The 17,697-nt window shown below is 75.5% G+C and carries 16 protein-coding genes; 11 read left to right on the top strand and 5 right to left on the bottom strand.

The window, feature by feature from the left end; genetic code table 11:
* The 3 genes from FA014_RS10380 to FA014_RS10370 all read right to left on the bottom strand — a co-directional run.
* Positions 1–335 (bottom strand): hypothetical protein (locus FA014_RS10380; protein WP_195969243.1); only part of this gene is annotated, 335 nt, incomplete at its 3' end.
* 81 nt (positions 336–416) lie between these two features.
* On the bottom strand, positions 417–1,082 hold the full coding sequence (locus FA014_RS10375) for a response regulator transcription factor (protein WP_154729612.1): 666 nt from the start codon (positions 1,080–1,082) through the stop codon (positions 417–419).
* 52 nt (positions 1,083–1,134) lie between these two features.
* Positions 1,135–2,583 (bottom strand): sensor histidine kinase, encoded by a 1,449-nt coding sequence (locus FA014_RS10370; protein WP_230323045.1) that lies wholly within the window; start codon positions 2,581–2,583, stop codon positions 1,135–1,137.
* Positions 2,584–3,126: 543 nt separating this feature from the next.
* Here FA014_RS10370 and FA014_RS10365 point away from each other — a divergent pair.
* The 3 genes from FA014_RS10365 to FA014_RS10355 all read left to right on the top strand — a co-directional run bounded on the left by FA014_RS10365 (position 3,127) and on the right by FA014_RS10355 (position 6,410).
* A complete protein-coding gene (locus FA014_RS10365) occupies positions 3,127–4,497 on the top strand; it encodes a quaternary amine ABC transporter ATP-binding protein (RefSeq protein ID WP_154729611.1) in 1,371 nt (456 codons plus the stop codon).
* Positions 4,494–5,393, top strand: a complete 900-nt coding sequence (locus FA014_RS10360) for an ABC transporter permease (RefSeq protein WP_230323044.1) — start codon at positions 4,494–4,496, stop codon at positions 5,391–5,393. The genes FA014_RS10365 and FA014_RS10360 overlap by 4 nt, the downstream gene beginning before the upstream one ends.
* Before the next feature lie 96 nt (positions 5,394–5,489).
* The gene (locus tag FA014_RS10355) at positions 5,490–6,410 is read left to right on the top strand and encodes a glycine betaine ABC transporter substrate-binding protein (protein ID WP_154729610.1); all 921 of its coding nucleotides are present in this window, start codon (positions 5,490–5,492) and stop codon (positions 6,408–6,410) included.
* A 93-nt stretch (positions 6,411–6,503) separates the two neighbouring features.
* Here FA014_RS10355 and FA014_RS10350 read toward each other — a convergent pair whose 3' ends face one another.
* Both FA014_RS10350 and FA014_RS10345 read right to left on the bottom strand, forming a co-directional pair.
* Positions 6,504–7,244 carry a TetR/AcrR family transcriptional regulator gene (locus FA014_RS10350; protein ID WP_154729609.1) on the bottom strand — a complete coding sequence of 247 codons (741 nt, stop codon included), beginning with the start codon at positions 7,242–7,244 and terminating at the stop codon, positions 6,504–6,506.
* A complete protein-coding gene (locus tag FA014_RS10345) occupies positions 7,237–8,499 on the bottom strand; it encodes a metal-dependent hydrolase family protein (protein WP_154729608.1) in 1,263 nt (420 codons plus the stop codon). Before FA014_RS10345 ends, FA014_RS10350 begins: the two co-directional genes overlap by 8 nt.
* Positions 8,500–8,750: 251 nt before the next feature.
* Between FA014_RS10345 and FA014_RS10340 the strand changes: the two genes are divergently transcribed.
* The 8 genes from FA014_RS10340 to FA014_RS10305 form a co-directional block, all read left to right on the top strand.
* Positions 8,751–10,358, top strand: coding sequence for an ABC transporter substrate-binding protein (locus tag FA014_RS10340; protein WP_154729607.1), 1,608 nt, complete (start codon positions 8,751–8,753; stop codon positions 10,356–10,358).
* Between the two features lie 92 nt (positions 10,359–10,450).
* Complete coding sequence (locus tag FA014_RS10335) at positions 10,451–12,199, top strand: ATP-binding cassette domain-containing protein (RefSeq protein WP_154729606.1); 1,749 nt, start codon at positions 10,451–10,453, stop codon at positions 12,197–12,199.
* Positions 12,196–13,080: an ABC transporter permease gene (locus tag FA014_RS10330; protein ID WP_154729605.1), complete on the top strand. Its 885-nt coding sequence runs from the start codon at positions 12,196–12,198 to the stop codon at positions 13,078–13,080. Before FA014_RS10335 ends, FA014_RS10330 begins: the two co-directional genes overlap by 4 nt.
* A gap of 60 nt (positions 13,081–13,140) precedes the next feature.
* Entirely contained in the window at positions 13,141–14,139 is a 999-nt protein-coding gene (locus FA014_RS10325) for an ABC transporter permease (protein ID WP_154729604.1), read from the top strand.
* Positions 14,140–14,175: 36 nt separating this feature from the next.
* A complete protein-coding gene (locus tag FA014_RS10320) occupies positions 14,176–14,817 on the top strand; it encodes a cysteine hydrolase family protein (RefSeq protein ID WP_154729603.1) in 642 nt (213 codons plus the stop codon).
* A 9-nt stretch (positions 14,818–14,826) separates the two neighbouring features.
* Entirely contained in the window at positions 14,827–15,663 is an 837-nt protein-coding gene (locus tag FA014_RS10315; RefSeq protein WP_154729602.1) for an urea amidolyase associated protein UAAP1, read from the top strand.
* A gap of 2 nt (positions 15,664–15,665) precedes the next feature.
* Positions 15,666–16,340: an urea amidolyase associated protein UAAP2 gene (locus FA014_RS10310; RefSeq protein WP_154729601.1), complete on the top strand. Its 675-nt coding sequence runs from the start codon at positions 15,666–15,668 to the stop codon at positions 16,338–16,340.
* The coding region (locus FA014_RS10305) for an allophanate hydrolase (RefSeq protein WP_230323043.1) at positions 16,337–17,697 on the top strand (1,361 nt) is incomplete at its 3' end. The genes FA014_RS10310 and FA014_RS10305, both read left to right, overlap by 4 nt.

Below are 17,697 nucleotides of genomic sequence, written 5' to 3'. Positions count from 1 at the left end.
TACCCGCCCGGGTACCCGCCCGCCGCCGGGTACCCGCCCGCCGCCGGGTAGCCGCCCGGCTGCTGCCCCGGGGCGCCGCCGTACGGCCCCTGCGGCGCGGTGGGGCGCGGGGCCGCCGGGCCGCGCTGGAGCGCGCCGACGACGAACGCCCCGCCGATCATCGCCGCGCCCACCACCGTGAGCGCGCTGCCGACCGTCTGGGCGAACCCGAACAGCCAGGACGCCCGGTACAGCAGCTCGACGAACAGGGCCTGCCCGATCCAGCCCCCGATGATCCCGACGACGACGAGCACGACGCCCGTCCAGAGCAGCTGCGGTGCGGTCAGCTTCGGCATGCCACCGACGCTAGCGCGCCCACCTGCGGTCCGCCCCGCGCGAGGTCGACCTCGCCGCGGACGCTCGACCTCGCCGGACGGTCACTCCTCCAGGTTGAGGTAACGCAGGACGGCCAGGACGCGGCGGTGGTCGCCGGCGTCGGGGGCGAGGTCGAGCTTGCCGAAGATCGACGTCACGTGCTTCTCGACCGCCCCGTACGTGAGCACGAGCGCGTCGGCGATCGCCCCGTTGGACCGGCCCTGCGCCATGAGCTCCAGCACCTCGGACTCGCGGGGCGTCAGCCGGGTGATCCCGGGGTCGACGCGCGCCGCGCCCATGAGCTGCGTGACCACCTCGGGGTCGAGGACCGTGCGCCCGGCGGCGATCCGCTCCAGCGCGTCGAGGAAGTCGGACACGTCGGCGACCCGGTCCTTGAGCAGGTAGCCGACGCCGCGGGCGTCGCCGCCGAACAGCTGCGCGGCGTACCGGGTCTCGACGTACTGCGAGAACAGCAGCACCCCCAGCCCGGCGTGGGTCTCGCGCAGGGTGAGCGCGGCGCGCAGCCCCTCGTCGGTGAACCCGGGCGGCATCCGGACGTCGACCACGGCGATGTCCGGCAGCGCGCCGGCGTCCGCGAGCGCCGCGACCTCCTTGACGAGCGCGTCCCCGTCGCCGACGGCCGCGACCACCTCGTGGTTGCGGCGGGCGAGCAGGGCCGCGAGCCCGTCGCGGAGGATGACGGAGTCCTCGGCGATCACGACCCGCACGCGGCACCCCCGACCGGGGTGCGGACGTGCGACGGGCGGGGAACCGGACGGCTCATCGAGCGCTCAGCGGCAGGTGCACGGTCACCACCGTAGGGCCTCCGACGGGGCTGTCGACGTCGAGCTCGCCGTCCACGGTCGCGACGCGGTCCACCAGGCCCGCCAGCCCGGAGCCGCCGGACGCGCCGGGCAGGCCGAGCCGTGCGCCGCCGTGGCCGTCGTCGCGCACCCGCAGCCAGAGCGCGCCGCCGCCGACCTCGACCCGGACGTAGGCGCCGCTGGCCCCGGAGTGCCGGACGACGTTCGCGAGCAGCTCGGCGACCGCGAAGTAGGCGATCGTCTCGACCTCCGGCGCGGGCCGGGCGGGCAGGTCGACGTCGACGGTCACCGGCACCGGGCTGCGGGCGGCGAGCGTCTCGAGGGCGACGGCGAGGCCGTTGTCGAGCGCCGGCGGGTGGATGCCCCGGGCGATCTCGCGCAGCTCGGTCAGCGTGTCCTTGAGCGCGCCGTGCGCCTCCGCGAGCAGCCCGAGCGTCGCCGGGTCGGCGGCGGGCTCGTGCGCCAGGCGGTCCCGGGCGTCGCCGATCTGCATCGCGACCGCGACCAGCCGGGCCTGGGTGCCGTCGTGCAGGTCGCGCTCGATGCGCCGCAGCCGGGTGTCGGCGTCGGTCACCGCGGTGCCGCGGGTCTGCTCCAGGTGCGCGACCCGCAGGCTGGACCCGGTGGGCCCGAGCAGGCTCTGGCTGAGCAGCCGGAACAGGTGCGCGAACCCGAGGGTCAGGCGGTGCCAGGCCAGGAAGGCCAGCAGGCCGACGGCGATCAGGATCCACTGCCGGGGCGGGGTGTCGATGAAGTAGTCGGTGCCGAACGACGCCCCGCGGTGCAGCGAGCCGTCGGACGCCTCCTGCAGCGGCAGCCACCGGTACCAGAACCAGTGCGTCGTCCCGCCGAGCGCGACCGCGAGGAACGCCGTCGGCACGACGAAACCGACGATCGCGAGGGGCAGGGACAGCGCGCCGAACGCGACGCCGCGCCAGCCCGGCGCGTCGCCGAGCAGCACGCCGATGCGGCGCCAGAACCCGCGCCGGCGACGCCGCGGCATCGGCGTCGCGATCGACGTGCCGAGCATCCCGCGCGCCATCCCCCGGTAGAGCGCTGCCCACACCCTGCCGCCCACGATCACCCAGCCGGCGACGAACAGGCCGACCACGGTGACGGCCACGGCCGGCGGCAGCACGACCGCCACCACGGCGTAGACGAAGGAGAAGGGGGCGACGAGCAGGGCGAGGAAGAGGTAGCCGTACTCCCGCCAGGTGCGGCCCATGACGCCGGGGGCCCAGATGGCGCCCCGCGGGAGGTCGGCGGTGACGTGCAGCGGCGCGGTGGCGACGGCACCGGGCGCTCCCGGCACCGACGGGACGCCGGGGTGCGGTGCGACCTGTGCTCCCGGCTGCGGCGCCGTCGGGTCGGCGGGGCCGGTGGCGGCCGGGTGGGTGGCGGGCATGGGTGCTCCTCGTGCGGGGCCGGGACGCCGCGCAGGGCGTCCCGGGTCGGTCGGACGGCACCATCGTCCCGTGCCGGGTGCGTCCGGCGGCACCCGGTGCGCCACCCACCCGTCCGGGGGATGTCCCCCGGGTCGGGGGCACCCGGTTCCCGACCGTCAGGTCACAAAGCGGTAACAATACAAGAAATGGTAAAGTCGCAGGTCAGGGCAACTTTACCTGGGTAAAATCGTCCCACCACGCACGAGTTCGGCACGTCTCGGCCTCGCAATCGCCGCCGGGATGGGGCACGGTGGAGCACGACCAGATCGACGAATGGTCGGCGTGCGACGCCTGCCCCGAGCCCTCGCAGCGCCCCTCCTCCGGGGGTGCGGCAGCGAGAGCCGGGGCGTGTTCCGCCGCCGCGCAACCGGCCCCCTGACGGGCGGGCCGCGCGGCGCTGCCGACCGACGCTGCGCCCCCGGCGCGCCCCACTCCCGGGGTGCACCCGACCTCCGCCCGCGGAGGGGACGGGGCCGCGCGTCATGACGTGACGAGGTGGATGAGTGACAGGACTGCGCGTCGAGGGCGTGTACAAGGTGTTCGGCCGGCGGCCGAACGAGGCGGTGAAGCGGCTCCGCGACGGGTCGTCCCGCGAGGACGTGCGCCCGTGGGGCACGGCGGCGGTGATCGACGCCGACCTGGAGATCCGCAGCGGCGAGACCTTCGTGGTGATGGGGCTCTCCGGCTCCGGCAAGTCGACCCTGATCCGGATGCTGAACGGCCTGCTCAAGCCGACGGCCGGGCGCGTCGTGCTCGGCGACGACGACCTGAGCGCCGTCAGCGCGGCCCAGCTGCGGTCCATCCGGCAGCGCAAGGTCAGCATGGTGTTCCAGCACTTCGCGCTGCTGCCGCACCGCACGGTGCGCGACAACGCCGCCTACCCGCTGGCGCTGCAGGGCGTGGACAAGGCGGAGCGCCGGAGGAAGGCGGACGAGGCGCTGGAGATGGTCGGCCTCGGCCAGTGGGGCGACTCGCTCCCCCACGAGCTGTCCGGCGGCATGCGCCAGCGCGTCGGGCTCGCCCGGGCCCTGGCCGCGGACACCGACATCCTGCTGATGGACGAGGCGTTCTCCGCGCTCGACCCGCTGATCCGGCGCGAGATGCAGGACCAGCTGCTCGAGCTCCAGCAGACGCTCGGCAAGACGATCGTGTTCATCACCCACGACCTCAACGAGGCGATGTACCTCGGCGACCGGATCGCGGTCATGCGGGACGGCCGCGTCGTCCAGGTCGGCACCAGCGAGCAGATCCTGTCCGCACCGGCCGACGACTACGTGGCGCAGTTCGTCGCCGACGTGGACCGCACCCGCGTGCTCACCGCGTCGTCCGTGATGCGCCGGCCGGCGGCCGTCGCGTTCGCGGGCGGTGGCCCCCGCCTCGCGCTGCGCACCATGCGCGACGCCCAGGTCGCCGCCGCCTACGTCGTCGACCGCGCCCGCGTGCTGCGCGGCATCGTCCGCGACGCGGACGCCGTCGACGCGACCCGCGCCGGCAAGGACACGCTCCACGGCCTGATCGACGACAGCCTCACCTCGGTCTCCGTCGACACCCCGCTGGCGGAGGTGTTCGCGCCCGCCGCGGAGTCGCCGCTCCCGGTGCCGGTCACCGACGACAAGGGCCGCCTGGTCGGCGTCATCCCGCGGGCGATCCTGCTCGAGGCGATGGTGCCGCCCGAGACCAGCACGCCCGCCCAGGGCACGCCGGTCGCCGAGTCCGCGACGCCCCTCCTCGACGGCGGCCCGGCCGCACCGCTGTCCGTCCCCGGCCTGCCCGAGGAGCCCGCCCCCGCGGCGCCCGACGCGCACGCCGCCGACGCCAGCACGGCCGCGCCGACCGCGGGCCGGACCGACAACCCGACGGAGGTGCGCGCGTGACCGCCCCGATCCTCGCCCTGGACACCACCGACCAGGGCGTGCCCCGGCTGCCGCTCGGCGACGGGGTGGACTCCGCCATCAGCTGGGTGACCAGCACGTTCAGCGGCGTGTTCGACGCCGTGAAGAGCGTCCTCGAGGGCGCCTACGACGGCCTGGACACCGTGCTCAGCGGTCCCCCGTTCTGGTTCGTCGCCGTGGCCCTCGCGCTGATCGCCCTGTTCGCGAAGGGCTGGAAGCTCGCCGTCGGCACGCTCGTCGGCCTCGTGGTCATCGCCGGCGTCGACCAGTGGGGCAACGCGATGGACACCCTCGCGCTCGTCATCCTGGCCAGCGCCGTGGCCCTCGTCCTCGCCATCCCGCTCGGCATCTGGGCGGCCCGCAACGACGGCGTGTCCCGGGTCCTGCGCCCGGTGCTCGACTTCATGCAGACCATGCCGGCGTTCGTCTACCTCATCCCGACCGTGGTGATCTTCCGCGTCGGCGTCGTGCCCGGCATCGTCGCGACGGTCATCTTCGCGATGGCGCCCGGGGTCCGGTTCACGGAGCTGGGCCTGCGCCAGGTCGACCGCGAGGTCGTCGAGGCGGGTCACGCGTTCGGGTCCTCCGAGGGCCGCATCCTGCGCCAGATCCAGCTGCCGCTGGCGATGCCGACGATCATGGCCGGCGTCAACCAGGTGATCATGCTGTCCCTGTCGATGGTCGTGATCTCCGGCATGGTCGGCGCGGCCGGCCTCGGCGGCGCCGTCGTCCAGGCCCTGCAGCGCGTGAACGTGTCGCTCGGCTTCGAGGCGGGCCTGTCCGTCGTGATCCTGGCGATGTTCCTGGACCGGGTGACCTCCGCGCTCGGCACCCGGTCGAAGACGGCCCGTGCCGTGGCCGCGGCCGCCACCGCCTGACCCCCGATCGTCCCGGGGCCGCGCGGCGGCCCCGACACCCCCACCGACCCCCACCCGGGCGACGGCGCGATGCCGCACGCCCACGGAAGGACGCACATGCGCACCCGCACCCGCCGCACCGCCCTCGCCGCCTCGGCCCTGGCCGCCGGCCTCGCCCTGACGGCCTGCTCCTCCGGCTCCGGCGGCTCCGGCGACGGCGACCGCCTGGAGAACGGCGACCTGTCGACCGTCTCGATCGGCGTGCACTCCGGCTGGGACGAGGGCATCGCCGTGTCGGCGCTGTTCCAGACCATGCTCGAGGAGGACGGCTACACGGTCGAGTCGCAGGAGGCGGACGCCGGCGTCGTGTACACCGGCCTCACCGGTGGCGACTTCGACGTGAACTTCGACATGTGGCTGCCCACCACGCACGCCGACTACCTCGAGCAGTACGGCGACGAGATGGAGCAGCTCGGCGTCTGGTACGACGACGCCCGGCTCACCATCGCGGTCAACGAGGACGCCCCGATCACCTCGATCGACGAGCTCGCCGAGAACGCCGACGCGTTCGGCAACCGGATCGTGGGCATCGAGTCCGGTGCCGGCCTGACCCGGATCACCCAGGACGAGGCCATCCCGGCCTACGGCCTGGACGACATGGAGTTCGTCGTGTCGTCGACCCCGGCCATGCTCGCCGAGCTCAAGGGCGCGACCGACGCGGGCGAGAACATCGCGGTCACCCTGTGGCGCCCGCACTGGGCCTACGACGCCTACCCCGTCCGCGACCTGGAGGACCCCGAGGGCGCGATGGGCGAGGCCGAGGAGATCCACACCGTCGGCCGCACCGGGTTCTCCGAGGACTACCCGACGCTGACCAAGCTCATCGAGGCGTTCACGCTGACCGACGAGCAGCTGTTCTCGCTGGAGAACCTCATGTTCAACGAGGACGGCGGCTCGGACCCGGCCGCGTCGGCCGCCGCGTGGCTCGACGAGAACCCGGACTTCGTCACGGACCTCAAGGAGCAGGCGGGCGTCTGACGCCCTCCGGGTGACGACGGGTGGAGCGTCCTGCCCGACACGCACCGGCGTGTCGGGCAGGGCGCTCCGCTCCCGGGGCCGGGGAGCCCGGGGTCAGTCCGGTTGCGGGACCTCGGCGCGGAAGCGGGCCGCGAGGGCGGTGCCCGCGGCGACCGCTCCCGCGATCTCCGGCTCCGGGACGTGCACCAGGCGCAGGCAGCCCCGGACCACGGCGTCGGCGTACGCCGCGCGCGTGCCGTCGTCGCCCCACTGCCGCTGGCTGATGATGCCCTCGACCAGCCCGAACACCAGCTCCAGGTCGGCCCCGGGCAGCGCCGCCACGTCGACCCCCTGCCGGGTCAGGACGGCCGCGCACAGCGAGCGGTAGTGCCCGCGCAGCGCGACCTGGCTCTCCCGGGTCTCGGCGAACTCGGTCTCGGCGATGTCGAGCAGCCGGTAGACGACGTGCAGGTTCCACCGGTCCCGGAGCAGCCCGTCGAGGTCGTACCGCGCGAGCCCGGCCAGCGCCACGGCGGGGTCGACCGCACCGCCGCCCGGTCCGGCGGTGCCGAGCCAGTCCGCGAACTGCACCGACGGCGCGACCGTGCCCTTGAGCAGCGAGCGCAGGATCTGGCTCTTGTCGGCGAAGTGGTAGTACAGCGACGCCTGCTTGATGCCGACGGCGTCGGCGATCTGCCGGGTCGTGGTCTCGGTGTACCCCTGGGAGCCGAACAGCGACGCGGCCGCGGCCAGGATCTCCTCCCGGGTGCTCAGCGAGGAGTTCGCGCGGGGCGCGGAGCGCGGACGGCCGCGGCGGCGCGGTGCGGCGGGCGCGTCCTGGGCCGGCTCAGCCACGGGCCACCGTCCTCCCGGCGTCGGCGAGCGTGTCCTTCACGATCCGCCCATCCTGCACCACCAGGCGCACCCGCCGCGGGTCGGCCAGCGCGTCGATGCTGGTGAGCGGGTCGACGTCGGTGAGGACGAGGTCGGCGCGCATCCCGGGCGCGACGGTGCCCACCTCGTCCGCGACCCCGAGCATCCGCGCCGCCCCCGAGGTCCCGGCGACGACCGCCGCGGCCGGCGACAGCCCGTGCTCCACGAGGAGCGCGAGCTCGGTGAGGTTGGTGCCGTGCGGCGCGATGCCGGCGTCGGTGCCGAGCGCGACCGGCACGCCCGCCGAGAGGGCCGCGTGCAGCCGCTCCCGGGCCGTGTCCTGCAGCGCCCGCCGCTTCGCCGCCACCCACGGGGCGGCCCCGGGCGCGACCGGCCGGGTCAGCGTGGACAGCGTCGGGACCAGCCAGGTGCCGCGCTCCCCCATCAGGTCGATCGTCGCGTCGTCCACCAGGTAGCCGTGCTCGATGCTCCGGACGCCGGCGCGGACCGCCGCGGCGATGCCCGCGGCGCCCTGCGCGTGCGCGGCGACCCCGACGCCGCCGTGCCGGTCGGCCTCCGTCACCACCGCCCGCAGCTCGGGCTCGGACAGCCCGCCGGACTCCGGGTGGCTGCGCGGGCTGCCCGTGCCGCCCGTGGCCGCGACCTTCACCCAGTCGGCCCCCTGGCGCAGCACCTCGCGGACGGCCCGGACGAACTCCGCGGGCGAGTCGGCGACGGCGCCCGCCCCGGGCCCGGTGTCGAGCGCCACCCCCTCGATCGTCCGCCAGTCGCCGTGCCCGCCGGTGATGGACAGGATGCGGATGGCGACCTGCAGCCGCGGCCCGCGCACGAGCCCCTGCTCCAGCGCGTCGCGGAACCCGGAGTCCGCGCCGGCGAGGTCGCGGGCGGTGGTCACCCCCGCGTCGAGCGTCGCGGCCAGGTGCGGGACGGACCGGAGGGTGAGCAGCGACTCCGGCGCGAGCACCGTGCCGAGGGTGTCCCCGCCGGGCAGCGTGCTGACGTGCACGTGGCAGTCGAGGAAGCCGGGCAGCAGCGTCGCCCCGGAGCCCTCGACGACGGCGAGGCGGCCCGGAGCCGCCTCCGCCCCCGGCACGACCGTGCCCGTCGGCCCGACGGCCGCGACCAGGCCGTCGGAGACCAGCACGTCCGTCCCCGGCAGCGGCTCGGCGCCGGTGCCGTCGATCAGGCGCACGTCGCGCAGCAGCAGGTCGGTCACGAGCGGGCTCCTCGGGGTCGGGAGCGGCCAGGCTAACCCATTACCTGTCACCGACAGATTTTACGTCCCGGCAACACGGGGCAACCCGGCGGCAACGCCCCGGCGCTAGTTTTCCGATCACCGACAGGAAATGCGTCGGCCGCACCACGGCGCGGATCCCCGGGTCCGCCCGCCCCGCACCTCCCTCCCCTCGGCGTCGCGGCCCCCTCCCCCGCAGCCGTCGACGCACCCCCGACCGAGAGGCACCGAGCATGAGCCCGAGCACCGCCCGCGCCACCACGCGGTCCGCCCGCCGCACCTCCCCCCGCACGCGCACCGCCGCAGCGGCCGCGACCGCCGTCGCCGGGCTGCTCGCCCTCACCGCGTGCGGCCAGAGCGGGACCGTCAGCGGCAGCGGCGGCGACGACACCTTCACCGCCGTCATGCTCACCGGGTACACCACGCCGCCGGACCCGGACGTCAACTACGACGGCCCGGGCCTCAACATCATCGAGAACACCTACGAGGGCCTGGTGGCCTACCAGGACGGCGTCGAGGAGCCGACGATCGTCCCGGAGCTCGCCGAGGAGTGGACCGTCTCGGACGACGGCCTCACCTACACGTTCACGCTGCGGCCGGGCGTCACCTTCCACGACGGCACCGAGCTCACCTCCCAGGCCGTGAAGGCGTCGTTCGAGCGGCGCACCCAGGTCGACGCGGGCCCGGCGTACATGGTCGGCGACGTCGTGTCCGTCGAGACCCCGGACGACCTGACCGCCGTCGTCACGCTGGCCGCCCCGAACGCCGCGTTCCTCGACTACCTGGCCTCCCCGTTCGGCGTGAAGCTGATCAGCCCGACCGTGCTGGCGGACGAGGCCGGCGACGACGTCGCGCAGACCTACCTCACGACCCACGACGCCGGCACCGGGCCGTACGAGCTGACCGCGGTCGAGACCGGCGAGCGGTACGAGCTCACCGCGTACGACGGGTACTGGGGCGACGCGCCCGCGCTCACCTCGGTCGAGCTGCAGATCGCGGAGAACGCCTCGTCGGCGCAGCTGCAGCTCGAGCGCGGCGAGATCGACGCGATCCTCGGCAACCTCAACAAGACCTCGTTCGAGTCGTTCGCGGACAGCGAGGACGTCACGACCAGCACGTTCCCGAACTTCACGACGCAGATGGTCTACGTGAACCCCGGCTCGTCCTGGCTGCCGACGCCCGAGGACCGCGAGGCGCTGTTCGCCGGCATCGACAAGGAGTCCGTCATCGCGGAGGCGATGGGCAGCCTCGAGGTGCCGACCGACCAGCTGTTCCCCCAGGGCATGGTGGACCCGGGCATCGACGACCAGGGCATCACCTACGACGAGGGGGCCTGGGACGCGCTGGGCGCGCCGGACTCCGGCACGGTGCGGATCGCCTACGCCGGGTCGAGCGCGGACGGCAAGGCGGTCGCCGAGGAGCTCGGCTCCCGGCTGAGCACCGCCGGCATCCCGGCCGAGGCCGTCGCCTACTCCGCGGGCACCATCTACGGCATCGCCGACGAGGGCGCCGCGGGCCCGGACCTGGCGGTGTTCTCGGTGTTCCCGGACGCCGGCCACCCGGACGCCTGGGCCAGCATCATCTACACCCCGGCCGGCGGCCTGGACCTGTTCGGCGCCGAGGTGCCGGGGCTGACCGACCTGCTCGGCGCCGCGCGCGCCAGCGAGGACGTCGCCGCCTACGCGCCCGCGGCCGACGCGATCAACGCCACGCGCTACTGGTACTCGATCGGTTCGCTCAACACGACCCTGCTGACCACGCCGGACGTCACCGGCACGCAGGAGGCGCAGAACGTCCTCGAGTACGACGTGCTGCACTTCGCGGCGCTCGGCCGGGGCTGACCCCGCGCCACCCCGACCCCGGGGCGGGGTCGCGACCCCTGACCGGCCCCGCCCCGGGCTCCACCCCTCGTTCCCTCCCCAAGGAGACCGCCATGCCCGCTGCCGAGAGCCCCGTGCTCCGCGTCGACGGCCTCGACGTCCGGCTGACCCGCGACGGCGAGACCGTGCACGCCGTCCGCGGCGTCGACCTGACCGTCGCGCGCGGCGAGGTCGTCGGCCTCGTCGGCGGGTCCGGCTCGGGCAAGAGCATCCTCGGCCTGTCGGTGATGGGCCTGCTGCCCGCCGCCGCGCGGCCCGTCGTCTCGGGGACCGTCGACCTGGTGGGCACCGACATGATCGGCGCCCCCGACCCGGCCCGGCGCGCGGCCCGCCGGCGGCACGTCGGTGCGGTGTTCCAGGACCCGATGACCTCGCTCGACCCCACCATGACGATCGGTCGGCAGCTCGGCGAGGTCGCCCGCGACCGCGCCGACGCCCTGTCGCTGCTGGAGGACGTCGGGATCCCGCGCGCCGCCGACCGGCTCACGGCCTACCCGCACCAGCTGTCCGGCGGACTGCGCCAGCGCGTGATGATCGCGCTCGCCGTCGCCCGCCGCCCGTCGCTGATCCTCGCCGACGAGCCGACCACCGCCCTCGACGTCACGGTGCAGGCGCAGATCCTCGACCTGCTGCTGACGCTGCGCGAGGACATCGGCTGCTCGATCGTGTTCGTCACCCACGACCTCGGCGTCGCGGCGCAGGTGTGCGACCGGATCGCCGTGATGCAGCACGGCCGGATCGTCGAGTCCGCGGGGGTCGACGAGGTGTTCGGCAACCCGGCGCACGCGTACACGAAGAACCTGCTGCGGTCGCGGATCGACCTGCGCACCCCGCGGGACCGGCCGCTCGCGGCGATGCCGGTGGCCCCGGCGGCCGCCGCGACGCCCGCGGCCGCCGCTCCCACCCCGGCCCCCGCGGACGGCGACGTCGCCGTCGGCGCCGACGGCGTCCTCGACCTCGCCCCCGGCGCCCCCGCGCCGGAGCTCCCCGCGGTGTGGCCCCCGGTGGTCCTGCGCGACGGCGCCGCCGTCACCGTGCGCGAGGCGCACCGCGTGTTCCGCAGCGGGCCGCCGTGGCGGCGCCGGGAGCTGGCCGCGCTGCGCGGGGTCGACCTCGAGGTCCGCGCGGGCGAGGCCGTCGCGCTCGTCGGCGAGTCGGGCTGCGGGAAGTCGACGCTCCTGCGGGTCGTCGCCGGGCTGGAGACCACCACGTCCGGCGAGGTGACGGTCGCCGCGGGGGCCGGTCCGCAGATGGTGTTCCAGGACGCCGGCGCCTCGCTCACCCCGTGGCTCCGGGTCGGGACGATGCTCGACGAGCGGCTGCAGGCGCACGTCACGGGGATGTCCCGGGCCGAGCGCGCCGACCGGGTGCTCGACGCGCTGCGCACCGTCGGCCTCCCGCCGGGGACGGCGCGCGCCCGCGGCGACCAGCTCTCGGGCGGCCAGCGGCAGCGCGTCGCGCTGGCCCGGGCCGTCATCGTGCCGCCGACCGTCCTGCTCTGCGACGAGCCGACCAGCGCGCTCGACGTCTCGCTGGCGGCCACGGTGCTCAACCTCATCGGCCGGCTGCGCCGCGAGCTCGGGATGTCCGTGCTGTTCGTGACGCACGACCTGGCCGCCGCGCGGATCGTCGCCGACCGGATCGCCGTCATGCGCGAGGGCCGGGTCGTCGAGGTCGGGCCGACCGACGAGGTCTGCGAGCGCCCGCAGCACGAGTACACCCGCACGCTGCTGGGCGCGATCCCCGGCCCGCAGCACCGCCGCGACCGCGTCGCCACCGCCCCGATCGGAGCCGCGCTGTGACCACCGCCGACCTCGCCGTCTCCCCCGGCGGCGCCCGCACCCGCGCCGCCCGCCGCTGGGCCCGCGTCACCGCCGTCCGGCACCGCGCGCTCGGCGTCGACCTGGTCGCCATCGGTGCGCTCGCGCTGATCGTGGTCGTCGCGCTCGCCGCCCCGGTGCTCGCGCCGCACTCCCCGGTCCTGCGCAGCGGGGAGGCGTTCCTGCCGCCGCTGAGCCCCGAGCACCTGCTCGGCACCGACGCCCTCGGCTACGACATCCTGTCCCGGCTGCTGTTCGGCATGCGGTCCAGCCTGGTCGCCGCAGCGGTCGTGATCGCGTCGGGCGTGCTGGTCGGCGGCTTCGTCGGGCTGCTGGCGGGCGCGCTGCCCGGCTGGGTCGACGCGCTGCTGATGCGCACCACCGACCTGTTCCTGGCGCTGCCCGGCCTGGTCATCGCGATGGCCGTCGCCGCGGCCCTCGGGGCGTCGTTCACCTCGGCGCTGGTCGGCGTCGCCGTCGTCTGGTGGCCGCTGTACGCGCGGCTCGTGCGCGGCGAGGTCCGCTCCTGGGCCGCCCGCCCGCACCTGGAGGCCGCCCGGCTCGCCGGCACTCCCTGGGGCGGCCGGGTCACCCGGCACCTGCTGCCCGGGGTCCGCTCGACGATCGTCGTCGCCGCGAGCCTCGACGTCGGCGGCCTGGTGGTCGCGCTGTCGGGCCTGTCGTTCATCGGCCTGTCGTCACCCGCACCCGCGCCGGAGCTCGGCGCGATGGCCGCGCAGGGCATGGCGTACCTGCTGCAGGCCTGGTGGGTGCCGATCTTCCCCGGCCTGGCGGTCCTGGTGATCGCGCTGGCGGCCAACCTCGCCGGCGACGGCGTCCGCGACCTGATGCGGGGGCGCTGAGATGCGCCGCCCCGCCGCCCGCACGCGCCGCCCGTCCCGACCCGCCGAGGAGGCCCCCGCATGGTGATGTTCCTGGTCAAGCGCGTCGGCGCCACGATCGGCGTCCTGCTCGCGCTCACGATGGCGCTGTTCGGCCTCCAGGAGGTCAGCGGCGTGGACCCCGCCAAGGCGTACGTCGGCGCCAACGCCTCCGCCGACGCGGTGGCCGCTGCCCGCGAGCGCCTCGGCCTCGACGAGCCGCTGGTGCAGCGCTACCTGACGTACCTGCAGGGCCTGCTGCACGGCGACCTGCAGAACTCACTGCGCAGCCGCACGCCCGTCGCCGACAACCTGGCGCAGGTGCTGCCGGCCAGCCTCGAGCTCGCGGCGTGGGTGCTCGGCATCGCGCTGGTCCTGGGTGTGGCGTTCGCGGCCCTCACGACGCTGCGGTGGCGCGGCGCCGGGGTGGTCCGGGTCGTGCTGCTGAGCGGCGCCGCCGCCCCGACGTTCCTGCTCGGCATGGTGGCCCTGCTCGTGTTCTACGCCGAACTCGGCTGGCTGCCGTCCGGCGGTCGCACCGGCCTGCGGGACGCCCCCGCCGGGCCGACCGGGTTCCTGGTGCTCGACGGGCTGCTCGCCGGCCGGTTCGACGTCGCCGGCGACGCGGTCACGCACCTCGCCCTGCCCGCGCTGTGCGCGGCCATCTCCCCCGCCGTCGCGATCGGCCGGGTGCTCGTCGACGGGCTCAAGGCCAACATGGCCGCCGACCACGCCCGCACCGCCCGCGCCGCCGGGATGAGCGAGCGGCAGGTGCTCGTGCGGCACGCCGTCCGCAACTCGCTCGGGCCCACGCTGTCGATGGTCGGCATCCAGGCGGGCATGCTCCTGGCCGGCCTGGTGGTCGTCGAGAAGATCTTCGACTGGCCGGGCGTCGGCTCCTACCTCGACAAGTCCGTCGCGGCCTCCGACTTCCCCGCCATCGCGGGCGTCGCCCTGCTGCTCGGCGTCGTCTACGTCCTGCTCAACACCGTCGTCGACGTGCTCCAGGCCGCCGCCGACCGCCGCATCGCCCTCGCCTGAGCGCGGTCGCACCACCCCCCGGAAGGAACCACCCCCATGAACGTCACCGGCAACGCCGTGCTCATCGTCGTCGACATCCAGGGCGGCGACGTCGAGCGCGCCGAGTCCCGCACCGAGATCCCCTACATGCCGGGCCGCACCGAGCGGGCGCCGCGGGTCCGGAAGATGATCGCCACCTGCCGCGAGCAGGGCATCCCGGTCGTGTGGATCCAGGAGGTGCACAAGCCGTCGCTGATCGACATCGGCCGCGAGCTGGACGGCGCCGAGGGCCCGCACTGCGTCGAGGGCTGGGCGGAGACCGAGCTCGCGCAGGGCCTGGACCCGCGGCCCGACGAGTTCCTCATCCGCAAGCGCCGCTACTCCGCGTTCTTCGGCACCGAGCTGGAGATCGTCCTCAAGGCCTACCGGGCGGACACGGTCATCCTCATCGGCGGGCTGACCGACGTGTGCATCCACTACACGGCCGTGGACGCGCACCAGCACGACTACCGGGTGCGGGTCGTCACCGACGCGGTCGGCGGCTCGACCCAGGAGGCGCACGACGCCGCGCTGCGCGCCATCGACTACCTGCAGCGCGACGCCCTGGTCACCGCGGAGGAGGTCCAGCAGTGGCTCGCCACCGCGGAGCCGAACCCCGAGGTGCAGCGCGCGCTCGCCACCACCGCCCAGGCCGTCTGAGGAGGACCGATGACCAGCATCTCCACCGCCTCGCCGCTGGGGGCGCGCGACCACGCGCGCGCCCAGGGCGGCACGGTCGTCGACACCATGCCGACCGTGCCCGCGGCCACCGCCGCGGACTGGCCCGCCGACGTCGCACCGGCGGACCGGCTGCACGCCGAGACCGTCGCGGGCGGGAACTACACGACCGTCGTCCTCGCCCGCGGCTCGGTGCTCGAGCTGACGGACCTGGAGGGCGACGCGTGCGCCCACCTCGTGCTCACCAACGCGGCGCAGGTCGACGAGCGGCTGAACGTCGCCGACACCGTCAAGATCCAGTGGCAGGCCTACCTCGGCGCCGGCTCCCTGCTGCTCTCCGACCGCGGCCGGGTGCTCGCGACCGTCGTCGAGGACACCTCGGGCCGGCACGACACCTTCGCCGGCACGTCGTCGAAGGCCGCGAACGAGGCCCGGTACGGCGACGGGTCCCCGCAGGGCGGCACCCCCGCCGGCCGCGAGCTGCTGCTGCTCGCGGCGCTGAAGAACGGGCTGGGCGCGCGCGACGTGCCACCGAGCCTGTCGTTCTTCCAGGGGGTGCGCATCGCCGACGACGGCGCCACGGAGTTCACCGGGTCGGCCGGCGCGGGCGCCCGCGTCCGGCTGCGGCTCGAGCTGCCGTGCGTCGTGCTGCTGGCGAACGTGCCGCACCCGGTCGACCCGCGCGAGGAGTACGTGTCGACCCCGCTGCGGGTGCGCGCCTGGCGCGGGACGCCCGCGGGGCCGGACGCCCCCGAGGCGACCGCCGGACCGGAGGCGGAGCGCGCCTTCGCCAACACCGTCGACTACGCCCGCGCGAGGGGACTGTGACCATGACCGCCGCTCCGACCTCCCCCACCCCGTCGAGCGACGCGCTGCCGGCGCGCCTGCGCGGTGCCACCGTCGTCCTCGACCAGGTCGTCCCCCGCCGGTCGCCGTGGTCGGCCGTCGTCCGCGCCGGCCAAGAGCTGACGATCGTCGACCTGGAGGGCAACCAGGCCGTCGACTGCCTCCTGTACGACGCGCACGACACGTCGATCCGGTACTCCGCACCCGACACCATCGCCGCGCAGCGCAACGTCTACCTGGTGCAGGGCTCCGTGCTGCGGGCCGGCACCGGCGACGCGCTGATGACGCTCGTGCACGACGAGGTCGGCCGGCACGACACCATCGGCGGCGCCTGCTCCAAGGAGTCGAACTCCCTGCGGTACGGCCACCACACCGTGCACCAGCACGCCTGCGTCGAGAACTTCCTCGCCGAGGGTGCCCGCCGGGGACTCGGCAAGCGCGACCTGGTGTCCAACATCAACTGGTACATGAACGTGCCGGTCGAGGCGGACGGTGCGCTGGGCATCGTCGACGGGATCTCCTCCCCCGGGCTGTCGCTGACGCTGCGCGCCGAGCGGGACGTGCTGGTGCTGGTGTCGAACTGCCCGCAGATCAACAACCCGTGCAACGGGTTCGACCCGACGCCGGTGCGGATGATCGTCACCGAGGACGCCGCGTGACGTCGGTGCCCGGGCTCGCCGCCGTCGCGCGCGCCTACGCCCGGATCGCCGAGGTCGACCGGCCCGAGGTCTGGATCCACCTGCGCCCGCGGGCGGACGTCGAGGCGGACGTCCGTGCGCAGGCCGACCGGGCGGCGGCGGGCGCGGACCTGCCGCTGCTCGGCCGGCTGGTCGCGGTCAAGGACAACATCGACGTCGCGGGGCTGCCCACGACCGCGGGCTGCCCGGGCGTCGCGTGGACCCCGTCGGCCGACGCCACCGCCGTCGCCCGGCTCCGGGCCGCCGGCGCGGTGGTGCTCGGCAAGACCAACCTGGACCAGTTCGCGACCGGCCTCGTCGGCACCCGCAGCCCGTACGGCGCGGTGCGGTCCGCCGACCACCCGGACCGCATCTCGGGCGGGTCGTCGTCCGGGTCGGCCGTCGCCGTCGCGCTCGGGATCGTCGACCTCGCGCTCGGCACCGACACCGCCGGCTCCAACCGGGTGCCCGCCGCGCTGCAGGGGATCGTCGGCGTGAAGCCGACCCCCGGGCTCGTGCCCACCACGGGCGTGCTGCCGGCGTGCCGGTCGCTCGACTGCGTGGGCGTGTTCGCGCGGTCCCTGCCGCTGGCCGCCCGCGCCGTCGGGCTGATGGCGGGGCCGGACGGGGTGGACGCCCTGGCGCGGGCCGTGCCGGCCGACGCCGCCGCCTCGGCCGCCGACGCGCCCGTGGTCGCGATCCCGCGGGACACCGACCTGGCGGCGCTGTCACCGCTGTGGCGCGCGGCGTTCGACGCGACGGTCGCGGACCTGCGCGCCGCCGGGTGGCGGCTGCGCGAGGTCGACCTGACCCCGTTCCTCGACGCCGCGCGGCTGCTCTACGACGGGGCGTTCGTCGCCGAGCGGTACGCCGCCGTCGGCGCGCTCGTCGACGCCGCGCCCGCGGGGCTCGACCCCGTGGTCGCGCGGATCATCCGGGCCGCGGGCGAGCTGCCCGCGCACCGGTACGCCGCGGACCTGGTGACGCTCGCCGGGCTGCGGGTCGCCGCCGAGGCAGAGCTGGGCGACGCGGACGCGCTGCTGCTGCCGACCACGACGCACCACCCGACGCTCGCCGAGGTGGCGGCGGAGCCGGTGGCGGTGAACTCCCGGCTCGGGACGTACACCAACTTCTGCAACCTGTTCGGCTACGCGGCGGTCGCCGTACCGGTCGACGCCGGGGTGCCGGACGAGCGGGTCGGCGTCTCCGTCCTGACGCGCGGGTTCGGGGACGCGGCGGCGCTCGACCTGGCGGGGCGGGTCCTGGCCGTCGGCGGGCCGCGGGCCTGGGCGGCGCTCGACGGCACGCCGTCGGCGCCCGGGGCGGACGGGGCCGCGGC

The sequence above is a fragment of the Cellulomonas hominis genome (assembly GCF_005239125.1).
Taxonomy (GTDB): Bacteria; Actinomycetota; Actinomycetes; order Actinomycetales; family Cellulomonadaceae; genus Cellulomonas; species Cellulomonas hominis_A.
This window is presented reverse-complemented; position numbering and strand designations above follow the sequence as displayed.